The 21183-nt window shown below is 33.5% G+C and carries 25 protein-coding genes and 3 pseudogenes; 17 read left to right on the top strand and 11 right to left on the bottom strand.

Annotated elements, in window-relative coordinates:
- Positions 1-36: 36 nt before the first annotated feature.
- The 3 genes from R2I74_RS02195 to R2I74_RS02185 are packed head-to-tail and all read left to right on the top strand — an operon-like array spanning position 37 to position 2133.
- Complete coding sequence (locus tag R2I74_RS02195) at positions 37-762, top strand: hypothetical protein (protein ID WP_316353526.1); 726 nt, start codon at positions 37-39, stop codon at positions 760-762.
- A gap of 14 nt (positions 763-776) precedes the next feature.
- On the top strand, positions 777-1685 hold the full coding sequence (lipA, locus tag R2I74_RS02190; protein ID WP_316353525.1) for a lipoyl synthase: 909 nt from the start codon (positions 777-779) through the stop codon (positions 1683-1685).
- 4 nt (positions 1686-1689) lie between these two features.
- Positions 1690-2133: a type II toxin-antitoxin system RatA family toxin gene (locus R2I74_RS02185; protein WP_316353524.1), complete on the top strand. Its 444-nt coding sequence runs from the start codon at positions 1690-1692 to the stop codon at positions 2131-2133.
- 464 nt (positions 2134-2597) lie between these two features.
- On the opposite strand, the gene R2I74_RS02180 is transcribed toward R2I74_RS02185, so the two are convergent.
- From R2I74_RS02180 to R2I74_RS02160, 5 genes are all read right to left on the bottom strand, one after another.
- Positions 2598-2777, bottom strand: a complete 180-nt coding sequence (locus tag R2I74_RS02180; RefSeq protein ID WP_316353522.1) for a hypothetical protein — start codon at positions 2775-2777, stop codon at positions 2598-2600.
- A gap of 105 nt (positions 2778-2882) precedes the next feature.
- Positions 2883-4412, bottom strand: coding sequence for a methionine--tRNA ligase (metG, locus tag R2I74_RS02175; protein WP_316353520.1), 1530 nt, complete (start codon positions 4410-4412; stop codon positions 2883-2885).
- A 17-nt stretch (positions 4413-4429) separates the two neighbouring features.
- A complete protein-coding gene (locus R2I74_RS02170) occupies positions 4430-5161 on the bottom strand; it encodes a prepilin peptidase (RefSeq protein ID WP_316353519.1) in 732 nt (243 codons plus the stop codon).
- A 5-nt stretch (positions 5162-5166) separates the two neighbouring features.
- A complete protein-coding gene (locus tag R2I74_RS02165; protein WP_316353518.1) occupies positions 5167-5394 on the bottom strand; it encodes a hypothetical protein in 228 nt (75 codons plus the stop codon).
- Between the two features lies 1 nt (position 5395).
- Positions 5396-6181 carry a succinate dehydrogenase iron-sulfur subunit gene (locus R2I74_RS02160; protein ID WP_316353516.1) on the bottom strand — a complete coding sequence of 262 codons (786 nt, stop codon included), beginning with the start codon at positions 6179-6181 and terminating at the stop codon, positions 5396-5398.
- A gap of 598 nt (positions 6182-6779) precedes the next feature.
- On the opposite strand from R2I74_RS02160, the gene R2I74_RS02155 reads away from it, so the two are divergent.
- Entirely contained in the window at positions 6780-7607 is an 828-nt protein-coding gene (locus R2I74_RS02155; RefSeq protein WP_316353514.1) for a hypothetical protein, read from the top strand.
- 169 nt (positions 7608-7776) lie between these two features.
- On the opposite strand, the gene R2I74_RS02150 is transcribed toward R2I74_RS02155, so the two are convergent.
- The gene (locus R2I74_RS02150) at positions 7777-8703 is read right to left on the bottom strand and encodes a hypothetical protein (protein ID WP_316353512.1); all 927 of its coding nucleotides are present in this window, start codon (positions 8701-8703) and stop codon (positions 7777-7779) included.
- Between the two features lie 416 nt (positions 8704-9119).
- On the opposite strand from R2I74_RS02150, the gene R2I74_RS02145 reads away from it, so the two are divergent.
- Positions 9120-10637, top strand: a complete 1518-nt coding sequence (locus R2I74_RS02145; RefSeq protein ID WP_316353511.1) for a phage major capsid protein — start codon at positions 9120-9122, stop codon at positions 10635-10637.
- 31 nt (positions 10638-10668) lie between these two features.
- Entirely contained in the window at positions 10669-11028 is a 360-nt protein-coding gene (locus R2I74_RS02140; RefSeq protein ID WP_316353510.1) for a head-tail connector protein, read from the top strand.
- Here the strand turns inward: R2I74_RS02140 and R2I74_RS02135 are convergent.
- Positions 10985-11814, bottom strand: a protein-coding gene (locus R2I74_RS02135) for an IS5 family transposase (RefSeq protein WP_316353078.1) whose coding sequence is annotated in 2 segments (ribosomal slippage) — positions 10985-11424 and positions 11424-11814 — 831 coding nt in all. Because the reading frame shifts where the segments join, the coding sequence is not laid out codon by codon here. The genes R2I74_RS02140 and R2I74_RS02135 overlap by 44 nt on opposite strands.
- Before the next feature lie 211 nt (positions 11815-12025).
- Here R2I74_RS02135 and R2I74_RS02130 point away from each other — a divergent pair.
- Together R2I74_RS02130 and R2I74_RS02125 are read left to right on the top strand one after the other, a co-directional pair.
- A pseudogene (locus tag R2I74_RS02130) lies at positions 12026-12573 on the top strand (transposase family protein); the annotation flags it as partial.
- A 55-nt stretch (positions 12574-12628) separates the two neighbouring features.
- A complete protein-coding gene (locus tag R2I74_RS02125) occupies positions 12629-12853 on the top strand; it encodes an IS630 transposase-related protein (RefSeq protein WP_316353509.1) in 225 nt (74 codons plus the stop codon).
- Here the strand turns inward: R2I74_RS02125 and R2I74_RS02120 are convergent.
- Positions 12827-13656 (bottom strand): IS5 family transposase gene (locus R2I74_RS02120; RefSeq protein WP_316353063.1). Its coding sequence is split into 2 segments (ribosomal slippage): positions 12827-13266 and positions 13266-13656, totalling 831 coding nucleotides; the frame shifts between segments, so codons are not numbered across the junction. The two genes, R2I74_RS02125 and R2I74_RS02120, sit on opposite strands and share 27 nt — an antisense overlap.
- A 63-nt stretch (positions 13657-13719) precedes the next feature.
- On the opposite strand from R2I74_RS02120, the gene R2I74_RS02115 reads away from it, so the two are divergent.
- From R2I74_RS02115 to R2I74_RS02075, 9 genes and pseudogenes are all read left to right on the top strand, one after another.
- Positions 13720-13893: an IS630 transposase-related protein gene (locus R2I74_RS02115; protein ID WP_316353322.1), complete on the top strand. Its 174-nt coding sequence runs from the start codon at positions 13720-13722 to the stop codon at positions 13891-13893.
- Positions 13832-14365, top strand: a complete 534-nt coding sequence (locus tag R2I74_RS02110; RefSeq protein WP_316355231.1) for an IS630 family transposase — start codon at positions 13832-13834, stop codon at positions 14363-14365. Before R2I74_RS02115 ends, R2I74_RS02110 begins: the two co-directional genes overlap by 62 nt.
- A 27-nt stretch (positions 14366-14392) precedes the next feature.
- Positions 14393-14671 (top strand): annotated as a pseudogene (locus R2I74_RS02105) (transposase family protein); the annotation flags it as partial.
- A gap of 173 nt (positions 14672-14844) precedes the next feature.
- Positions 14845-15111 (top strand): head-tail adaptor protein, encoded by a 267-nt coding sequence (locus R2I74_RS02100; protein ID WP_316353508.1) that lies wholly within the window; start codon positions 14845-14847, stop codon positions 15109-15111.
- Positions 15112-15296: 185 nt separating this feature from the next.
- On the top strand, positions 15297-15710 hold the full coding sequence (locus R2I74_RS02095) for a hypothetical protein (RefSeq protein ID WP_316353507.1): 414 nt from the start codon (positions 15297-15299) through the stop codon (positions 15708-15710).
- Positions 15707-16300 carry a DUF2460 domain-containing protein gene (locus tag R2I74_RS02090; RefSeq protein WP_316353506.1) on the top strand — a complete coding sequence of 198 codons (594 nt, stop codon included), beginning with the start codon at positions 15707-15709 and terminating at the stop codon, positions 16298-16300. Before R2I74_RS02095 ends, R2I74_RS02090 begins: the two co-directional genes overlap by 4 nt.
- A complete protein-coding gene (locus R2I74_RS02085) occupies positions 16297-17088 on the top strand; it encodes a DUF2163 domain-containing protein (RefSeq protein ID WP_316353504.1) in 792 nt (263 codons plus the stop codon). The genes R2I74_RS02090 and R2I74_RS02085 overlap by 4 nt, the downstream gene beginning before the upstream one ends.
- The gene (locus R2I74_RS02080; RefSeq protein ID WP_316353503.1) at positions 17081-17233 is read left to right on the top strand and encodes a hypothetical protein; all 153 of its coding nucleotides are present in this window, start codon (positions 17081-17083) and stop codon (positions 17231-17233) included. Before R2I74_RS02085 ends, R2I74_RS02080 begins: the two co-directional genes overlap by 8 nt.
- A pseudogene (locus R2I74_RS02075) lies at positions 17230-17538 on the top strand (DUF2335 domain-containing protein); the annotation flags it as partial. The gene R2I74_RS02080 and the pseudogene R2I74_RS02075, both read left to right, overlap by 4 nt.
- A 354-nt stretch (positions 17539-17892) precedes the next feature.
- Here R2I74_RS02075 and R2I74_RS02070 read toward each other — a convergent pair.
- The 3 genes from R2I74_RS02070 to hemA all read right to left on the bottom strand — a co-directional run bounded on the left by R2I74_RS02070 (position 17893) and on the right by hemA (position 21140).
- On the bottom strand, positions 17893-18975 hold the full coding sequence (locus R2I74_RS02070; RefSeq protein WP_316353501.1) for a class I SAM-dependent methyltransferase: 1083 nt from the start codon (positions 18973-18975) through the stop codon (positions 17893-17895).
- Between the two features lie 12 nt (positions 18976-18987).
- Positions 18988-19758, bottom strand: coding sequence for a prolipoprotein diacylglyceryl transferase (gene lgt, locus R2I74_RS02065; protein WP_316355252.1), 771 nt, complete (start codon positions 19756-19758; stop codon positions 18988-18990).
- Positions 19759-19919: 161 nt separating this feature from the next.
- Entirely contained in the window at positions 19920-21140 is a 1221-nt protein-coding gene (hemA, locus tag R2I74_RS02060; protein ID WP_316353500.1) for a 5-aminolevulinate synthase, read from the bottom strand.
- Between the last annotated feature and the right edge of the window lie 43 nt (positions 21141-21183).

Genomic DNA, 21183 nt, shown 5'->3' with positions numbered 1-21183 from the left:
ATAGCTAAGAACCTAGCCGGAAAGTGAGGTAACATAATGAAATATCCAGCAATTTTACAAATACCACTAGATGATTATGTTAACGGCAGCGGGTTAAGAAATGTGTTTAGTGACTGTTTAGAAGGACTAAGACGTGAGTCTTTAGAGGCACTTTTTAGTGATATTGGATATTTGTCTGTGTTATCCACTGGAAAGCAGGGAGAAGAAGTTGGCCATGAAAAAGATATTATTACTGATGATGACAATATAATATCTCAACAAATTTCAAAGAGTCTGCAAAATATAAAATATAACGTTTCTTTAGCAAAAGAATATAAAGCTCCTGAATGTTTGTATAAATATTTAATCAGTGAAATTATTGGTAGAGCAAAAGCTTTGCTAGATAACAAAAGTTTATCAGTAGCAGATACTGTGCTATTGATTAATATTATTAGTATTACAGAACTAACGGATTTATATAAAGATTTATTGAAAGAAACATTACTGATAGTGTTTACATCAAACGACACCAAGAGTATATCAAGTGATTCATGGTCACATATTTTTGAATTTATTAGTAATTATTTACCAGAAGAACAACAACAAAAAGTTTTATTTGTTCTTGCAAAAGAAATAGTTAACAATAATGCGCAGGAAGATTTTAAGTATAAATGCAAAGATTTTGAGTATCAATATGGATATTTAATAGGTTCTGTAAAGCTAATGGGTATTAGTGATATAAAATTAACAGAATCATTAGAAGATATCAATCCAGAAACATAGATAATTAAAATAATATGCCAGATATAGTAATTGAAGAAGGAACGGTTAAAACAAGGCCAGCTTGGATTAAAGTCAAAGCTCCGAATTCCTATGAATATCATAATACCAAACAGCTAATTACTGACCTGAAATTAAATACGGTCTGTGAGGAAGCAGCGTGTCCTAATATCGGTGAATGTTGGTCTAAGCGACACGCAACAGTGATGATTCTTGGCTCTACTTGTACTCGCGCTTGCCATTTCTGTAATGTTGCAACCGGAAGACCTGATCTGGTAGATCCACATGAACCAGAAAGGTTGGCAATTGCCGTAAAAAAACTGGGGTTAGAGCATGTGGTGATTACCTCAGTTGATCGTGATGATCTTGATGATGGTGGTGCAGGGCACTTTGCTGAATGCATTACCAAAATTAGGCAGCTATCACCTGCTACTACTATTGAAGTTTTAACCCCTGATTTTTTAAAAAAAACTGGTGCAATTGAAATTGTGGTGCAGGCAAAACCTGATGTATATAACCATAATATTGAGACTGTACCATCTTTATATAAAACGATTAGGCCTGGAGCTCGTTATTATCATTCGCTTAATTTATTACATACCGTAAAAAAACTTGATCCAACAATTTTTACAAAATCTGGAATGATGGTCGGGCTCGGTGAGGAGACTGATGAAGTCATTCAAGTTATGGAAGATTTACGTGCAGCTGAAGTAGAGTTCTTAACTATAGGGCAGTATTTGCAACCTACTCCAAAACACGCAAAAATTGCAAGATATGTTACTCCTGATGAGTTTAACTATTTAGAAAGAGTAGCAAAAACCAAAGGTTTCATGATGGTATCAGCGAGTCCCTTAACTCGCTCATCTTATCATGCTGGAGCAGATTTCCAAAAACTTAAAAATATAAAAATGTCTAAGGTTAGTTGAAATTGTGCATTCTTTTCATCAACTTAAAATACTACCATATCCACCAAAATTATTATTTGATTTGGTGCTTGCAGTAGAAGATTACCCACAATTCTTACCATGGTGTCAAGCAGCTCGGATAGTTTCACAAGACCAATGCCAAATTATCGCAGAATTAGTAATCAAGTTTAAAACTTTTGTAGAAAAATATCAATCACGCATAATATATACGATTACACCCACAGGAGAATATATTATTGAAGTTGAAGCAATTTCTGGTCCATTTAAATATTTACAAAACAGATGGTTGTTTCATAATGAGGAAATGGAAACTAGCGTAGTAGAGTTTTCTATTAATTTTCAATTTAAGTCTTTGTTATTAGATAAACTAATAGGTTTATTTTTTTATAGAGCGGTAGAGAAGTTAATGGAAGCTTTTGAGAAAAGAGCTTTACTATTAAGAGAGTAGCTTGAATTTTTAAGAGTGTTTAATAAATCATACAGTCAAGTTAAAGAAAAAGAGACGATATGAACAGGTCAAGCTTTGATCCATCTCTACACCGTCTTGCTTCGACTTCGTCTCAAGCAGGATACGGTAGTCATCCTAGACATATAAAGTGTGAGCGTTTCACGGATTAAAAAATCGTCATTGCGAGAAGTGAAACGACGAAGCAATCCAGTTAAAATCAATGTTTTTTTGCTATTTTCTGAATTGCTTCGTCGTTTCACTCCTCAGCTCAGACGGTGGTTGTAGCTTTGTAAGTCCTGTACTAACGTTCAATCTTAAAACCCCGTGAACGCGCATAAAGTCATCCCGAACTTGCTTCGGGATCTTATGAAGTCCTGATGAGATCCTGACACGAGTTCAGGATGACTAACGTGAACAACGTTCACTGACTAATTACAAATTGTTGAACATTATTAAATATTTAGCTAAAACCGCGGAACTCTTTGTGCTACTCCACGATTAATACTATCAACATTATTACTTATAGAATCTTTGGGATCAGCTTTTTGTTTAACAATTTCTTCTTTGGCTAGTGGTTTTGTTGTGCTGCTGCAGCCAAACAAAAATAATAATGACGTTATAAAAATTATGGCGCTTTTATTCATATGTATACTACTCTGGTAATTTTGTTAGTGATTACAGTGTATATATAAGCTTTTTAGTTGTCAAGAAAGTTAACTTAACTAATCGGAGTAAGTTTAACAAGATATTTATCCTATTCTAGGAAAAACAGCTGTAGGAGGTAATAACTCACTACCAGAGGTAATCGCATAATTTTTATTTAGGTAGGCAAAGTTTCTTTGCGAAGAGGGAATTCCCAATTGATTAAGCATTATGTTAGCTGCCTCTGGGGTAAATGGCTGTAACATAATAGCGATAAATCTTAAGGTCTCAAGTAATACAAATAATACTAGCTTTGTTTGATTAATATCTGTAAGAGCCAGTTTCCACGGAGCTTGTTGATCAATGTAAATATTTGCCTGTTCGCTAAGAATTATGATATTATTTAAGACATTATTTATTTCAAGCGATGCCATTAATATTGCATTAGACTGAGGCATCTGTGCTGCCATTATCAGAATTGGTAAATTATAAGCCTGTTCTAGTTGATTTGAATTAATCTCCGGAACTTTTCCTGCCATATATTTATGTACCAAAGTACTGGTACGTTGCAGTAAATTTCCTATTTTATTAGCCAGTTCACTATTAACTCTGTTAATTAGATTTTCTGGTGAATAATTACCATCAGCACCAAAGGTAATTTCGCGCATTAAAAAATATCTTACCTGATCGACGCCAAATTCATCGCTAAGCTTTAATGGATCAATGACATTGCCAATAGATTTTGAAATTTTTTGTCCCTGATTAGTCCACCATCCATGAGCCATAATAGATTTTGGCAGTTCTAATCCGGCGGCCATTAAGAATGCCGGCCAATATATGGCGTGAAACCGTAAAATATCCTTACCTACTATATGAGCATCTGCTGGCCAATATTTTTGATATTTGCCATCCTGATCCTCAGGATATCCAAGTGCTGAAATATAATTAATGAGTGCATCAAGCCAGACATAAATTACGTGTTTTTCATCATTAGGTACTTTTATTCCCCAACTGAAGCTAGTACGGGATACTGATAAATCTTGTAATCCACTTTTAACAAAGTTAATGACCTCGTTACGTTTAGATAATGGTCTGATAAAATCAGGATTAGCTTCATAAAATGCTAATAATTGATCTTGCCATTTGGATAAAGCAAAAAAATAACTTGGTTCACTTACCCACTCAACATCAGCACCTGTCGGAGCCTTACCTTCAGCAGTCAGCTCTGTTTGATCATAAAATGCCTCATCCCGAACTGAATACCAACCATCATATGTTCCTAGATAAATATTGCCGCTGTCTTTTAATCGTTGCCAGAATTTCTTAACACTTTCTTGATGTCGAGATGAGGTGGTTCTAATAAAATCATCGTTAGAAATATTCATTACTGTCATTAATTTATAAAAACTTGCCGAAGTTTGATCAGTAAAGCTTTGTGGATCAAGCCCAGCCTTAGCTGCAGATTTTTCAACTTTTTGACCATGTTCGTCAGTGCCAGTCAAAAACATTACTTCACAACCGCTTAAGCGCTTGAATCTAGCAATAACATCTGCTGCAATAGTAGTATAAGCATGGCCTATATGAGGTACGTCATTGACATAATATATTGGGGTAGTAATATAATATTTGTTATTCATTGTGCTTTTCCATCATGTTATGTTTGATTCAGAAATAAAATAGCATCTGATATCGTGATACAGAAGAGGGTAAGAATACTTAATGAATATAAGTCCAGTTGTTTCCAAAAACTCCATAAAATACATAATATTGCAATAATTATGATATATAATGTTAAGTCTTCTTGAGAACACCAAACACTGGTTAACATTAATATATTAATTATACATTGAGAACGAAGAGTATTATTAAATTTATTGTTTAATAAAAATAAACTAATAATAAAAGCAATAGATAGACTTGATAACCATAGTATAATAGTTTGTTCAGTTAAAGTACGATAAATAGCTCCCCAAAATAACATAGATATTATAATTATTTGTGGTATAGCCTTATGTTCACGATAAATAAGGATATTCAGCAAGCAACTGACTCCAAAGCCAAATATCAATATATATAAATCAGTAATCCCATTAAATAAATAAAAACAGCTATTGGAAAGAATGACTGCACTGATTTCTAAAATAAAATATTGAGCTGGAATATTAGAATTACAATAGTTGCATTTTCCAAATGTACTAAACCAGCTTAGTAATGGTAAGTACTCATAGGGCTTAAGCAGATGGCGACAATAAGAGCAGAATGGAGGTTGGTCGCAGTTTTGATTAATACCGCAAATAGTAATATTTCGTGGTAAACGATAAAATATGGTCGTCGCAAAATTACCGATAAGTAATCCAAAAATTGTAACTATTATATATTCCAGCATTAAGCTTATATTTCTTGGTTAAGCTTAGCGTTCGCGTGATCTGCATCTGACATTTCTTCTTTTGCTGGTTGTCCAAGGATTACAGTTTCATAGGTGTATAATTCACTTATTAGTTTTTGGAATAGCGGTAGTGGTAGTTTTATATGGTAGGGTGGCAATGCTGCAGAACCATTGTTATTTGATGAGCTCTCGGTATTTTCTGGTTTATTATTAGATTGAGGATTTTTTTTCATATTAAACACCTTGACGTTGAACCATTAATTTTTTGATTTCTGAAATGGCTTTTGCCGGATTTAGTCCTTTAGGACAGGTTTTTGTACAATTCATAATAGTATGACAGCGATATAATTTGAATGGATCTTCTAGATCATCCAGACGTTCGCCTGCATATTCATCTCTAGAGTCAGAGATCCATCTATATGCTTGTAATAATACTGCCGGCCCCAGATATTTTTCACTATTCCACCAATAGCTTGGGCATGAGGTAGAACAGCAAGCGCACAATATACATTCATATAACCCATCCAATTTTTCACGATCCTCCGGAGATTGTAGCTGTTCACTTCCTGCTGGTTTTGGACTATCAGTTTTAAGCCATGGTTGAATAGATTCATATTGAGCATAAAAATGTGTCATATCAGGTATCAAGTCTTTAATAACCTGCATATGTGGCAATGGATAAATTTTAATGTCTCCCTGGATCGAGTCTATTGGTTTAATGCAAGCTAATGTGTTGGTTCCATCTATATTCATAGCACAGCTGCCGCATATACCTTCACGGCATGAACGTCTAAAACTCAAAGTTGAATCTAACTCATTCTTAATTTTTATTAAAGCATCAAGTACCATCGGACCACATTGATCTCGGTCAATTTCATACGTATCCATTCTTGGATTTTCTTTTGTATCAGGATCATATCTATAAATCTTTAATTTTTGAGGAATTTTTGCAGTATCAAGTCCAACATGCATTTTTCCTTCTAGTACTTTTGAGTTTGGCGGGAGCCTAAGTTCAGCCATGATTACCTTTTTTAAGTATATTATATAACCAATAGACCTCTTCATTTTACTTGCTATGAGATCTTAAGCTAATCATAGCATTCTAGTTTGGTAATTCAAGTTTATGTTATGGGTGGCTTAAAATATATATTAGTTCAGTAACAAATAAATTCCAGATCTGTATTGAATAAGTGAGTTGTCAATTCGCTCCAGCGGTAATCTAGCCAATTACTCCTACTAGAAGTGGGAGTAATTAGCTTTCGCTATATAACGCGAGTTGCTAATTAAAACTGCTAAAAACTCCCATTTCTACGTCTGAGCTGATGGAGCTTTGCTACGGCAGCTGAGCTCCCCTCAGCTCAGACGGCTTGAACTGGTCTCTGTGGTGTTTAAAAAATATTTTAATTGGCAACTGGCATTATAAATATGCGTTAAAATACCACAACTAAAATAAATTTTCTGTTATTAAAATAATTCTTTTTCTTTCTTAGATAAAAATTAACAAAATTTGGCACGAATGTTGCTTAATGAGTAATAAGATTATTTATTTATATTAAAAATATATATAATCCTATTAAATTAATAATTAATAAAAACACTAAAAGGAGAATTAAGTTATATGACTGATTTTATGAATCCAATCAGCCAGATCGCTGGCTATGCAATGAAAGCGGCTACCACAAAATTACGAGAAAGCGGTGAGCGTTTAGCTACTGGTGATAGAAGCAAAGCTAATATCGTAGATTATGTAGTAGGTTCTCAGTTACGTGATACAGCATCAGTGCTTAAAAGCGTCTCTAAAAGTGCTTCTTATGGTATTAATCTGCTTAAAGTTGCACAATCAATATTATTAGCAGGAAAGCAACAGCTTGTAGGACTACAGGACATTATTGCTCAGGCTAATACTGCAAACCCTACAACTTTAGCTGCTCTAAATGCGTTATATACAGCTAACACTACTGATCTTAACCGCCAGTTTGTAGGAGCTACTTTTGATGGTAGAATTCTTTTTGATAACAACGTTGCAACCTCTGTAGCTAATGCTCCGCTAAACGTTAGAGTTGGGATATTAATGACTGATATTATTAAAGTTAGTACTCCTGGCCTAAAAGCACTTACCACAACGTTAAATGCTGGTGCCGCAGGTGATCTGTTAATCCCTGCTAACCAAGCTAATGCTCAAAATCTTATCTCAACTACAGTAGGCAATTTAGTCACCAATGGTTTATCATCAATTGGTGGACAAATTGAAAGCTTGAAAAATGCTTCTGCTGCTTTATCAAACTCTGTTCAGGTACAGGATGATGCAGCTAATGGTTATTTGAATACTAATTATGAAGATGATTCAAATAACTTTAAAGAGTCAGTAGCTCGTATTAAAGGTGCTATTGCTACAGTAGTATTAGCCGATAGACTAGTGCAAGAAACAGGTAGATTACTAGATTAATTATTAAATAATTTATTGAAGTTTATTTAAATAAATTATTTACCAGTATTGTCAGCTTGTCATATGTAGTATTTAGAGATAATGCTTAAGGCAACTTGATGATGCTGGTTTTAACGTTTATTGCTTCGATATCTAACTATAACAACAGTTTAAACATTTTCTCTGCAAATTATTGGTCATTAAAAATAATATCTGTATATCCTTTATTATCAGCCAAGCCCGCTAATTCGATTTTCACTTCCCTTAACATGTTTGAAAAGCTATCTTGAGCTTCGGGATGAATATTTTCGTTAAGAAATCCTAACCATTCCTCTAAAGTCAAAGATAATTGACCATTGCTTGCAATAAGTTTATCTAAATCAATCTTCTCAGCAAGTAGTAGTTCCTTTACTGCTAGATAATTACCTTGTTCTATTAGTTTTGAACATTTAAAATACAATTCCGTAGTATCTACAATTTTAGCGCTGTATTCTGTATTTATCTCTTCTAATAATGGTCGTATCACAGGTTTATAATTAATCAACAGATCAAATAGTGTTTGGTTACCGATCAAGTAGTTCAAATCTATATCATGGGTTGCTATAAAACCCTTTAGCGCGTTAAGTCTATCATCATTTATCAATTTATAGCAAGCTTTAAGGAGCAGATCATTATCTATGATTCCTTCTTGTAGTGATTTGTTAAACGCTGTAATAATATTTAAAACATCAGATCGACCGTTGGTCATGCGAATGGCAATGCTAATATTGCTACAAGCAATAAATTCAATGACCTTACTTACATCAGCAGCTGTGCTACTACATAATGAGAAAGAAAGTTCGGTGAGTTTAGTATAAGGTATAATATTGAGTAAGCTTGATATACAATCAAAACTATAAATGGGTTTTATCTCTTCTATATTAAGACCTGTAATCTGAGTATTCGGTAATACATCAGTTAATGCTTGTAGCCCAACTTTGTTAAAATAATTACTATACAGCATAAGGTGAGTAATTTTAGTAGTTGGTAAAAATGCTGCTATTGCTTCTAAAAGTTCATTATTTATGTTAGCATTTCCTAATGTAAGGTAAGTAATTTTGCTACTTGGTAAAGCCACGGCAAGTGCTTGTATGTTTTTGCCTGTCAGATAAATATCTACTAGTATAAGCTGAGTGATTTGTGTAGTTTGTAAAACACTAGCTAGTGCATTTATTACTACTTTAGATTCAGGTTGATATCCAACGACTTATTGTTAAGGACTTTATTGACGTATTACCGTTAATCTTACTAATAAATGTTGGTATTTGTTCTTCCGTTATTTTGTCTATTACAATCTTTTCTTTTCCATCATCAATTTTTCTTAATATTTGTGAAAAATCTTTCATATTATACCTATATATTTATTATGTCTTAGATCCATTAGATATAATATACTATCAAATTAAATTGATGACAATAATAAAATAATATAAAATATATTTTTTGAGCTAACACTCTTAGCGCGAGCTATACTATCATGTATATCATAGTGATGTGTTTAATTATGGTAGTTATGTGCAGATGATCTCGCAAAAATTCATTATCAAATCCATCGCAGATAATAATATTACAATCACTGGTTATGCCAGCGTCTATAACGTTGTGGATCAGCAGAATGATATTATTATTAAAGGAACGTTCTTAAGTCCAGATAATCAAACGGTAAAGTTTTTATGGCAGCATGATATTATTCAGCCAATTGGGGCTATAAAATCTTTGCATGAAGATAATTACGGTTTGCAAATAGAAGCGGTAATTAATGGCAATATCAGATCAGGTCGTGAAGCTATTGAACTGGTAAAGCAAGGTGCAGTAGATGGCCTTAGTATCGGCTTTAATTTACAATCAGCATATTATAATCATTTGGGACAGCGAGTTATTGAAAAAGCCGAATTACTGGAAGTAAGCATTGTTACTTTCCCGGCAAATACCCATGCTAAAATCTATAATATAGTTAACGTCAATCAACAGGAACATATGAATATAGAAGCAACAAACAGTGAGAATACCGAACAAATAACTAAACAAATCAAAATGTTAGAGGATAAAATTAATAATATTCAAACTGTATTAGCGCGCCCAGAACTGGGAAACGACAATAATAATATTGAATATAAAGCAGCCTTTGGTGATTATCTTCGAAAAGGTAATATGAATTCATTAATTCAGAAATCACTAAGTAGTGCAGCTGGTGAAGGTGATGTGTTATTAGTACCGACACTATATAGTAAAATTGTTGGCGAGATAAAAGCACGTTCACCAATGAGACAACTGGCATCAATAGAAACCATCTCTACTAATGCGCTTGATGTAGTCATTGAAGACGGTAAATTTACCAGTGGTTGGATTGGTGATGCTGAGCGACGTGAAGACACCGAAACTCCAAAATTAAAGCAAAAAAGAATATTAGTGCACGAGCTTTATGCTCAACCAAAAGCCACTCAGGCGTTAATTGATGATTCTGCGATTCAGATTGAGGATTGGTTGGTAAAATGTTTGATAAATAGTTTCATTAAAATAGAAAATGCAGCTTTTATTAATGGTAGTGGTGAGAAACAGCCGAAAGGAATTTTACATGATGATCATAAAATCAAAAACATAGATGTTGGAGATATTAAGCTACAGGATTTGTTACTCAATCTTATTAATGATCTTGATGAAGAATATTTAACCAATGCAAGTTTTTTAATGAATAGGACAACTTTATCAGCAATTCAACAGCTTAAAGATGAAACCGGCAGATTTATCTGGCAGCAAACTTTTACTGAGTCATTGTCGCATACTATTTTTGGTATACCAGTGGTTTGTTGTGCAGAGATGCCGTCAATTGAAGTAGGTAAATGCGCAATAGCTTTTGGAGATTTTGACTCAGCTTATAAGATTGTCGATCGCAGCGGTGTCAATATTATGCGCGACCAGTACACAGAGAAACCTTTTGTAAAGTTCTATACAGTAAAAAGAGTGGGCGGCGATGTAGTAAATCCTGAAGCACTGAGATTTGCTAAATTTTAGAGTTAATTATATGGTGTGATGGTGCGATTTTATGTTGACCCAAAATAGTTTTAAAATTATTGAAATACTACCGCAGGAATTATGGCAATTGAATGAAGTCAAAAATTATCTGAGAATATCAGACGATTATGATGATAATTTAATAACTAATTTAATTGATACTGCGCTGGTGGCAGCTGAGAATTTTATCGGTTTAAGTTTAATTAACAAGCATATAGAATTTCGAGCTAAGTTACAGAAACAACAGCAATTCGTGCTAAAATATCAACCGATACAGAAAATAGAAGAGATATTTACTGAGAAAGATGAAGAGAAAACGGTACTTAACAATAGACCTCTTTCGAAACTCATTTACCAAGATCCCAATTATATAAACCAGCAATTAAATTGAACCTAAGACCAAATCTTTTGCGTCTATTTCGATATTTATCAGCAATTATTTTAAAACGCTTTAACATACCTATAACATTTTCATTTAATACTCTGTCACTTGCTAAACTTCTATTATTTTTCTTATCTTCTTTGGTTAAAGCATTCTTTTTACTCTTTTTCTTTGGTAGCTCAGAATTTGTATGAATCTTCTGTAAGCCTTGATAACCAGTATCAGTAATCACTTTAACCTCAGGCAGTATATGGGTTCTTGATTCTTTAAATAATTTAAAATCATGACGCTTACCATTGGAAAAAGAAGTGCATATGACTCGTTTGCTTTTCTTATCTACTACTATTTGAGTCTTTAACGTATGTCTTTTCTTTTTACCTGAGTAATAGTATTTCTGTTTTTTTGGGGTCGCTCTATAGGGCTTTCTGTAGCATCTATTAAAACTAATTCATACTCCATACCGCTTTTAACTAGAGCCTTCTTACCTGGAAGAGCAAAATCCGGATGTTTTATTAGAGTGTCTTCAACAAAACGAATTGTTTTAAATGCACTGCTTTCGCTAACCCCATAATTCTTAGCTATATGAAAATAGGTACGGTATTCCCTTAAATATTCAAGTGTCATTAATAGGCTGTCTTCCATACTAAGACTAGCTCTTCTGCCACCTTGGTACCTCCTATTTATTTGTTTCTCTGTCTTTAAAATCCCTACCATCTTTTCGAATGTACTATTTCTTACCCCAGTTAATCTTCTAAAATGCTCTTCCGATAAAATGCTTAAATTTTTATATCTCATATAGTTCTAAATTAAGTAAATTCGACTTTATAGCATATTTAGTCCAGTTTCGAAAGAGGTCTAATGAACAATATTATTTTGATACTAGTCAAAGCAGTTTGAATTTATTGCAACCAATAAATTCAGCAACCTTGGTTGTGCACTATATTAGACCTCTTTCGAAACTGGACTAAATATGTTATAAAGTCGAATTTACTTAATTTAGAACTATATGAGATATAAAAATTTAAGCATTTTATCGGAAGAGCATTTTAGAAGATTAACAGGGGTAAGAAATAGTACATTTGAAAAGATGGTAGGGATTTTAAAGACAGAGAAACAAATAAATAGGAGGTACCAAGGTGGCAGAAGAGCTAGTCTTAGTATGGAAGACAGCCTATTAATGACACTTGAATATTTAAGGGAATACCGTACCTATTTTCATATAGCTAAGAATTATGGAGTTAGCGAAAGCAGTGCATTTAAAACAATTCGTTTTGTTGAAGACACTCTAATAAAACATCCGGATTTTGCTCTTCCAGGTAAGAAGGCTCTAGTTAAAAGCGGTATGGAGTATGAATTAGTTTTAATAGATGCTACAGAAAGCCCTATAGAGCGACCCCAAAAAAACAGAAATACTATTACTCAGGTAAAAAGAAAAGACATACGTTAAAGACTCAAATAGTAGTAGATAAGAAAAGCAAACGAGTCATATGCACTTCTTTTTCCAATGGTAAGCGTCATGATTTTAAATTATTTAAAGAATCAAGAACCCATATATAGCTAAACCTCTATAAAACGGTTATAATCAAAGGGTATAATTAAAATAATTGTTATGACATATTCGATAGATTTTAGAAAGAAAGTACTGGCTATCAAAGAAAAAGAGAAGATGAGTTTTGAATCAATATCAAAACGTTTTGGAGTAGGAAAAAACACGGTATTTGTATGGACTAAAAAAATATCTCCTCTAAAGAATAGGAATAGAGCTTCGAAAAAAATACCGATTGATAAATTAGACCTCTTTCGAAACTCATTTACCAAGCTCCCAATTATATAAACCAGCAATTAAATTGAACCTAAGACCAAATCTTTTGCGTCTATTTCGATATTTATCAGCAATTATTTTAAAACGCTTTAACATACCGATAACATTTTCATTTAATACTCTGTCACTTGCTAAACTTCTATTATTTTTCTTATCTTCTTTAGTTAAAGCATTCTTTTTACTCTTTTTCTTTGGTAGCTCAGAATTTGTATGAATCTTCTGTAAGCCTTGATAACCAGTATCAGTAATCACTTTAACCTCAGGCAGTATATGGGTTCTTGATTCTTTAAATAATTTAAAATCATGACGCTTACCATTGGAAAAAGAAGTGCATATGACTCGTTTGCTTTTCTTATCTACTACTATTTGAGTCTTTAACGTATGTCTTTTCTTTTTACCTGAGTAATAGTATTTCTGTTTTTTTGGGGTCGCTCTATAGGGCTTTCTGTAGCATCTATTAAAACTAATTCATACTCCATACCGCTTTTAACTAGAGCCTTCTTACCTGGAAGAGCAAAATCCGGATGTTTTATTAGAGTGTCTTCAACAAAACGAATTGTTTTAAATGCACTGCTTTCGCTAACTCCATAATTCTTAGCTATATGAAAATAGGTACGGTATTCCCTTAAATATTCAAGTGTCATTAATAGGCTGTCTTCCATACTAAGACTAGCTCTTCTGCCACCTTGGTACCTCCTATTTATTTGTTTCTCTGTCTTTAAAATCCCTACCATCTTTTCAAATGTACTATTTCTTACCCCTGTTAATCTTCTAAAATGCTCTTCCGATAAAATGCTTAAATTTTTATATCTCATATAGTTCTAAATTAAGTAAATTCGACTTTATAACATATTTAGTCCAGTTTCGAAAGAGGTCTATTGAGAGAAGACGTGGTGCAATATAGTGACGCGTATCAATATGAAAGAGCTGAGCGGTTAGGAGTGAGTAAATCTGGAATACAAAAAGCATTAAAGAAGTTGAACATTACGTATAAAAAAAGCTTTAAAACATCCGAAGGCAAAAGAAGAAGAGAGGTTAGAATTTCAGAATAAGATAAAAAAGTACGAGGCAGAGGAAAAAGTTATTGTCTTTACCGATGAGAGCGGGTTTGTCCATAGCGCGCCTAGAACTCACGGATATTCGGCAAAAGGCAAGAGGTGTTATGGTGTTCATGATTGGCATCCGTCAAAAAGAACTAATGTTATAGGGGCATTAGTAGGTAAATCGCTGCTAACCGTGTCAATTTTTGACGGCAATGTTAATACAGTTATTTTTAACAGCTGGGTAGAACAAGATTTAATACCGAAATTACCTAATAATTCCGTGGTTGTGACAGACAATGCAAGTTTCCATAAAAGTCCGTATTTAAAAACTATGATAGAAAAAGCTGGTCATATATTGGAGTACTTACCGCCTTATTCTCCTGATTTGAATCCTATTGAACCAAAATGGGCTCAAGCTAAATCTAGAAGAAGGAAATATCGCTGTGACGTAGACACTCTGTTTGAAAAGTACATGTTATAACCGTTTTATAGGGGTTTAGCTATACTGCCTGAGGTTAAAGTGATTACTGATACTGGTTATCAAGGCTTACAGAAGATTCATACAAATTCTGAGCTACCAAAGAAAAAGAGTAAAAAGAATGCTTTAACTAAAGAAGATAAGAAAAATAATAGAAGTTTAGCAAGTGACAGAGTATTAAATGAAAATGTTATCGGTATGTTAAAGCGTTTTAAAATAATTGCTGATAAATATCGAAATAGACGCAAAAGATTTGGTCTTAGGTTCAATTTAATTGCTGGTTTATATAATTGGGAGCTTGGTAAATGAGTTTCGAAAGAGGTCTATTTCTGGATTTAGCAGTAGCAATATCCCATCTACCATTAAGCATGGAGTTTTATTGCATGTTGCAGAAATGTATGATCGTGAAACAGCACTTGAGAATTCCTTCTCAAGTGCTGTTAGAAATTTATATTTATCATACAGACAGCTAAAGATTTAAAATGGCTCAATACTCATCTAGTAAAAATCTTAGACATCAGATCAAGTTTTTAGAAAATATTACATTGCATGAAATAGAATTTGAAGATTGGCGAGCAAAATTGGTTGCCTATGCTGATATTCAACCAGCATGTGATAATAGGTTGAATATGTTGGAACAATTTAATTTTGATCATGTGATGACTGAGGCTTTATTTTTATTCAAGCTGCGTTTTATCGCCGGCATTACCATAAAACTGCGTATTGACCTCAATAGTAGGTTGTTTTGAAATAAAAAGGATAATAAACTTGAATGAGCGAAATAAATGGTTGCAAATAATTGCTTTAGAGATTTTGTAGAAGATTTTAACTGGATTGCTTCGGGCTAAAGCCCCCACCACCGTCATTGCGAGGGCTTTAGCCCGAAGCAATCCAGTCTTAATTAAAAACATATAAATAAAAATTAAACAATAATATGTCGCTCAATTTTTTACATGATTTTCAGCTTAAATTATATAATGCACTTAATGACGAGCAAGAGATTAAACAAATAGTGGATAAAATTTATCTCTCAGTAGTACAAGATGCTAAATACCCTTTTTTATTAATTAATATAATAGATGCAAATAATTTATCAAAATTTGATCAGCAGATCTATGAAATCGAATTTGAAATTTGTGTTTTTGTTCGTGATAAAAATCAAGGAAATCTGACTATACTCGCTAGCTTAATTAACAAAGGATTAAATGCAATCAATCCTGGCGCTATCGGATATATCATTGCCGGTTTACGTTCAACTGTAGTTAATTTTGAACGTAGCCAGGATCTCCTTACCACAAAGTTAATTATGCATTACCAAGCACTAATTAAACAAGAGTTTGATCTATGAATTTTCATGATGTCCGACTGCCAAAGTTTATTGAGGTTTTTGCACTAGGGCAACCAGAATTTGCCACTTCGGTGATTACTACTATTTCTGGACGCGAGGTTAGAAACTTAGAGCGAGAAGCCGCGCGGCAAAAATATTTGCTCAAAAATTGTCGATTAAGCCAAAGCCAATTTGAACATTTTAACAGTTTTTTTAGAGCTCGTCGCGGGCAGAATTTTTCTTTCCGTTTTAGAGATCATGCTGATTGTCAGGTAGCAAAACAGTTTATTGCTATTGGCGATGGTAAGAGCACTAAGTTTCCATTGATTAAATTATATGATGATCCAGTGCTGCCATACTGGCGTAAAATTACTAAACCTGTAAAAGACAGTGTAAATGTTTATATAGAAAATCAACTGGTTGAAGCTATAATTGATGAGAATAACGGCATCATTATCATCTCTGAAGCCTTAGCTACAGGTTCAGTATTAATGGCAGATTTTATTTTTGATGTATGTGTACGTTTTAGCAGTGATAGTTTCGCTTATACTTATGCAGCTGATAATTCTATTGAATTAGCTGAAATAGAACTTTATGAGGTAATAGCATGAGGGATTTACCGGAACAGATACAGCAGAAAATTACTGCTGGTGAAAATTTTGTCTATTGCTTTGAAATTACTTTGAGCACTGGTCAAAATTTATATTTAACTTCGGCTAGTATAGCGATTAATTTGCAAAATCAAATTTTTTTGCCTAATTCAGGAATAACAGTGATTAGCGGAGAATTTAATGATTCTGCTTATAATAATATTATTCTTGATGGCATATTTGAAGTTAATGGTATTATTTCAACAATGGATTTAACTACCGCTACTGTCAAAATCATTTTATATTTTTCCGGATATTCTTATCATTGGCTTACTTATTATTGCAGTGTATATACAAAATTCGATTTAGGCTTTCGCCTGTATCTTGAACCAGAAAGCAAAAAATATCAACAATCATTGTTGCAAAAATTTAGTAAAACTTGCCGAACAAATTTTGGTGACAAGAGGTGTAAAGCTGATAAGCAACTATATAGCCACTGCTATAATATATCAGAAGTTATTGGTAATATATTGATAGTCGTAGATTTAAATAAAGAAAATGGTTATTTTGATGATGGTGAGTTAGTATTTAAAGAAACCCAATTTATTGCAAAAATCTTAAAGCAGCTTGATAATAATCTTGAACTTGATCAAGCTATACCAGATGTTTTAAAAGAACATAAAGAGGTAATACTGATTGCTGGCTGCGATAAAAAATTTATAACTTGTTGCAATAAATTTAATAATGCAGTAAATTTCAGAGGAGAACCTTGGATTCCAGAAGATAATTTTTTGAGTGTAAATGAATAAATATTTTATAACTGGCTTTATGGGTGTATTTCAGAACTTATTCACTGAAATCGCTAAGAAAAAGCAAGAGCCGTCACTTCATTATTTTGCTCAAATGGAGCAAGATTTAAACAGCGCCTTTGAGAAATTAAGACAAGAATTATGAAAGAAATTAAAACTTTTTTTGCTAGTGGCAATCGACTGAATAAAGGCTATGGTAGGTTATCTAATCCACGAGAAATGGATAATAGCTTCTATCGCAAAAAATTTGAGCATATTCTACCGCCGCTAGATATCATGAGTGAATATGAAACTATGAACCCAGGTACATTGGCGCGTCTTATTGACATGGCTGAAAAAGAACAGCATCATCGGCATGCTCTAGATTTTGCTACGCTTGAAAATAGTCAGCGTTCTATAAAAAGAGGGCAGTGTTTTGCAATGGCATTGGGAATTTTTTTAGCTATCACTACTCTCTTATTATCAATATTCTGTGGTGGTTGGGCAGTGGCTTTCGCTGTTTTAGCATTCTTACCTATGTCTTTGACTTCTATTCTACCTTACGTTCAAAATTGCAAAAGTAAGTTTAATAGTGGCATTAAAGACAGAGAAAATATCAATTCCGACATAAAAAAAACTTAAGTCCGTGCCACTAATACATACGTGTCAAGTTACGGAAAAGAAGCTGGTCACTCCAGCAAGTTGTTATTGCAAGACTGTTTATGGTCGAAGCAATCCAGAAAATGAACAAAAGATGTTTACTGGATTGCTTCAGCTAATGCTCGTAAACGCTCACATAAATCTTAAGCATGCTTCAATATTATGCTAATTTTTTCTAGACATAGCCAATACCTTAAACAAATTTCCCATCTGTGATGGCGCAATTAGGCGCTGCACCTGTTGATCTATAATATGTTTTTCATCTATGGCTAAACGGTTACGCAAGCGGTCAGCCATTTGGAGAATACCGTATTTGATTAAAAATTCTGCTTGCGAAATACATTCATCTATTATCAGTTCGTGTGCAAAAGCGGTATTTCTTAAAGCATTGAAATCGACATGGGCTGACAAGTCAGCTTCACCTAAATTTTCAAGCAGTGAATGGTATTGATGCGTTTTTACAGCTTGTAGCGTACTACCATAATGCGATCTATTTCTCTGCGGTAGTTTAATATCATAACCATAATCGATGATTAGTGAAGCACCACCATGTTTTTTGAAATGATTAGCGATAAATCTGATAATAGCCAATGATTCCAGAGATTCTTCAATAACAGCACCATCATGCGCATTAATATGATCCTGTTCCAATTGTGATTGTAACTCTTTGTGCATGGAAATTTTATCAAATTTTATCTTACCATCAAGAGGGTCAACAATAAGTATTATCTCATACCAATCTTTTTTTATTTTAGTATATTGTTTTATTGGTAAGGCATCAAAAAACTCATTGGCAATAATAAGAGCAGGAGAGTCATCAATCGCGTATGTTGCAGGTAACCATTTGATATTCACATCAAATTTTGATAAATTTTCTTTTTGCAGTTTAATAAAGTTCTGATTAATCTCTACCAGCTGGATATTCACATTATTATAGAATTCCGGAACTAACTGTACTGTCCGCAATAAATCACGCATCAGCAAACCACGCCCTGGCCCAAGCTCAACTATGCTAATATTTGTCGGGCATTTTAACTTATACCATTGCTCAACGCACCATATGCCAATGATTTCACCAAATATTTGTGATATCTCCGGAGCAGTAACGAAATCTCCTGTTTCACCGAGTATTGTTTGTTGCTGATAGTAAGAACCAGGATTAGCAGTTAATACATGATGCATCATTTGCTCAACGGTAATATAACCGTTTCGTTGGATTAGCTCTCTGATTGTTGAATCGATTGGCATTAATTTTGTATGTTAGCGTTTGATTAATAGATAGCATCCTAAAAATAACATCGGTAAGGATAAAATCTGCCCCATAGTTATGTAATTCAAAATAAAACCAATTTGAAAATCAGGCTCACGAAAATTTTCGATGATTATTCGAAAAATAGAATATAAAATTAAAAATATTGCGGATGTTTTACCAGGATTATTAAGAGTACGGCAACGAAAAACGCTAAACAGTATAATTATAAATAATACCAAACCTTCTAATAGAGCTTCATATATCTGACTGGGATGGCGTGGACGTTGATCGCTATTTGGAAAAATCACTGCCCACGCAACATCTGTAACTCTGCCATACAATTCTGCGTTGATAAAATTAGCAATTCTACCCAAAAATAATCCAATAGGCGCAACTATAGCTAATATATCGGTGAGCTGTAAAAAATGTAGTTTATATTTTTTACAAAAAATATATCCAACTATAATAACTCCAGTAATGCCACCGTGAAATGACATACCTCCTTCATAAGTTTTGAGAATATCAATGGGATGAGTAAGAAATTTAACAGGATCATATAATAAGACATAACCTAGCCTACCACCTATTATAATGCCTATGACTGCCCAGCTAATAAAATCTTCAAGATTTTTATGGGCAATATTTAAAGAAAATTTAGTTACAATTCTTTTTGATAAATTTAATCCTATTAATATCCCAGTGACATAAGATAGTGAATACCATGAAATTGCCAGAGGGCCTACAGCAACGATCACTGGATTAATGTCAGGGAATGCTATCATTTACTTCTTAATATTCTATGAAATTAAAAATTGGTAGACGAAGTTAAACTTTGAGATCCGCTCGGAGTATCTCCGTCTGCGGAGCGCAGCGTACTCTAGTACGTGAGCACCGCAGATCTTTAGATACGACAACGCCAATTCTCAAAGTTTAACAAGTATTAGGCGGCTTGCTTTTGATATTCTATATTTAATGCATTAAAAACTGCTATTAAAGCATCGGTCAATTCCTGAATCATTTGATCAGTGTGATTTGGAGTTGGAATAATTCTGAGGCGTTCTGTTCCTCTTGGTACAGTAGGAAAATTTACATGTTGTACATAAATTCCATAATTTTTTAATAACATTTCAGAAGCTTGTCTGGTCTTAACTGGATCACCGATAATTATTGGAATAATATGACTATCATTCTTAAAATAATTAATTTTAGCATTTTTAAACATATTCTTTACTTTTGCTACCACCATTTGATGGGTTTTTCTCTCGATGTCGGAGTTTCTTAAATGTCTGATACTAGCCAATGCAGCACTGGCAATAATAGGGGGTAGGGAGGTAGTAAAGATGAAACCTGGTGCAGTTAATCTGATTGCATCTATTATGGTGTGATTTGCTGCAATATAGCCTCCAATGGCACCATATGCTTTTGCCAAGGTTCCTTGAATAATATCAATTTCTGCGGCATATCCTTGCATATCAGCAAACCCCGCACCGCCGTTACCATATAAACCAACAGTATGCACCTCATCAATGAAAGTTAAGGCATTATATTTTTTTGCCAACTGACAAATTTCTGCTATGGGCGAGAATAGTCCATCCATTGAATATGCTGATTCAAAAACAATTATTTTAGGTTTATTAATATCAACTTTTTGTAATAACTCTTCTAAATGCAAGATGTCGATATGTCGATAGATATATTTATCAGCCCTAGAATTACAGATACCAGCAATAATTGAAGCATGATTTGCTTCATCAGAAAAAAACGTAAGACCTGGGATAATTTTGCTCAAACTACTGAGAGTAGTGTCATTAGCGACATAACCTGAAGTAAATACCAAAGCTGATTCTTTACTATGTAATTCTGCCAACTCACTTTCCAATTCGACAATGGTATTATTATTACCACCAATATTTCTGGTGCCACCTGAACCAACACCATGTTTTGATAATGCTATTGCTGCCGAATCCAAAACATCTTGATGTTGGCTCATACCAAGATAATCATTGATACACCACATCACAATTTCATGATTATTAACGTGATTAATAAGAGCTTTAGGAAAATCACCAGCAAGCCTATTTAATGCTATAAATTCTCGATACCTGCCTTCTTGTTGAATTTGATTAATGTGAGTAATAAAAATATTATTGTAATTAGGCATTACGTCTCTTTATCTGCAATGAAATGGATAGTTTTACATATTA

It is taken from the genome of Candidatus Trichorickettsia mobilis, assembly GCF_963422225.1.
In the GTDB taxonomy this organism is placed as follows: Bacteria; Pseudomonadota; Alphaproteobacteria; order Rickettsiales; family Rickettsiaceae; genus Trichorickettsia; species Trichorickettsia mobilis_B.
Note: the sequence above shows the minus strand (reverse complement) of the source record. Positions and strands in the feature narration are given on the sequence as shown.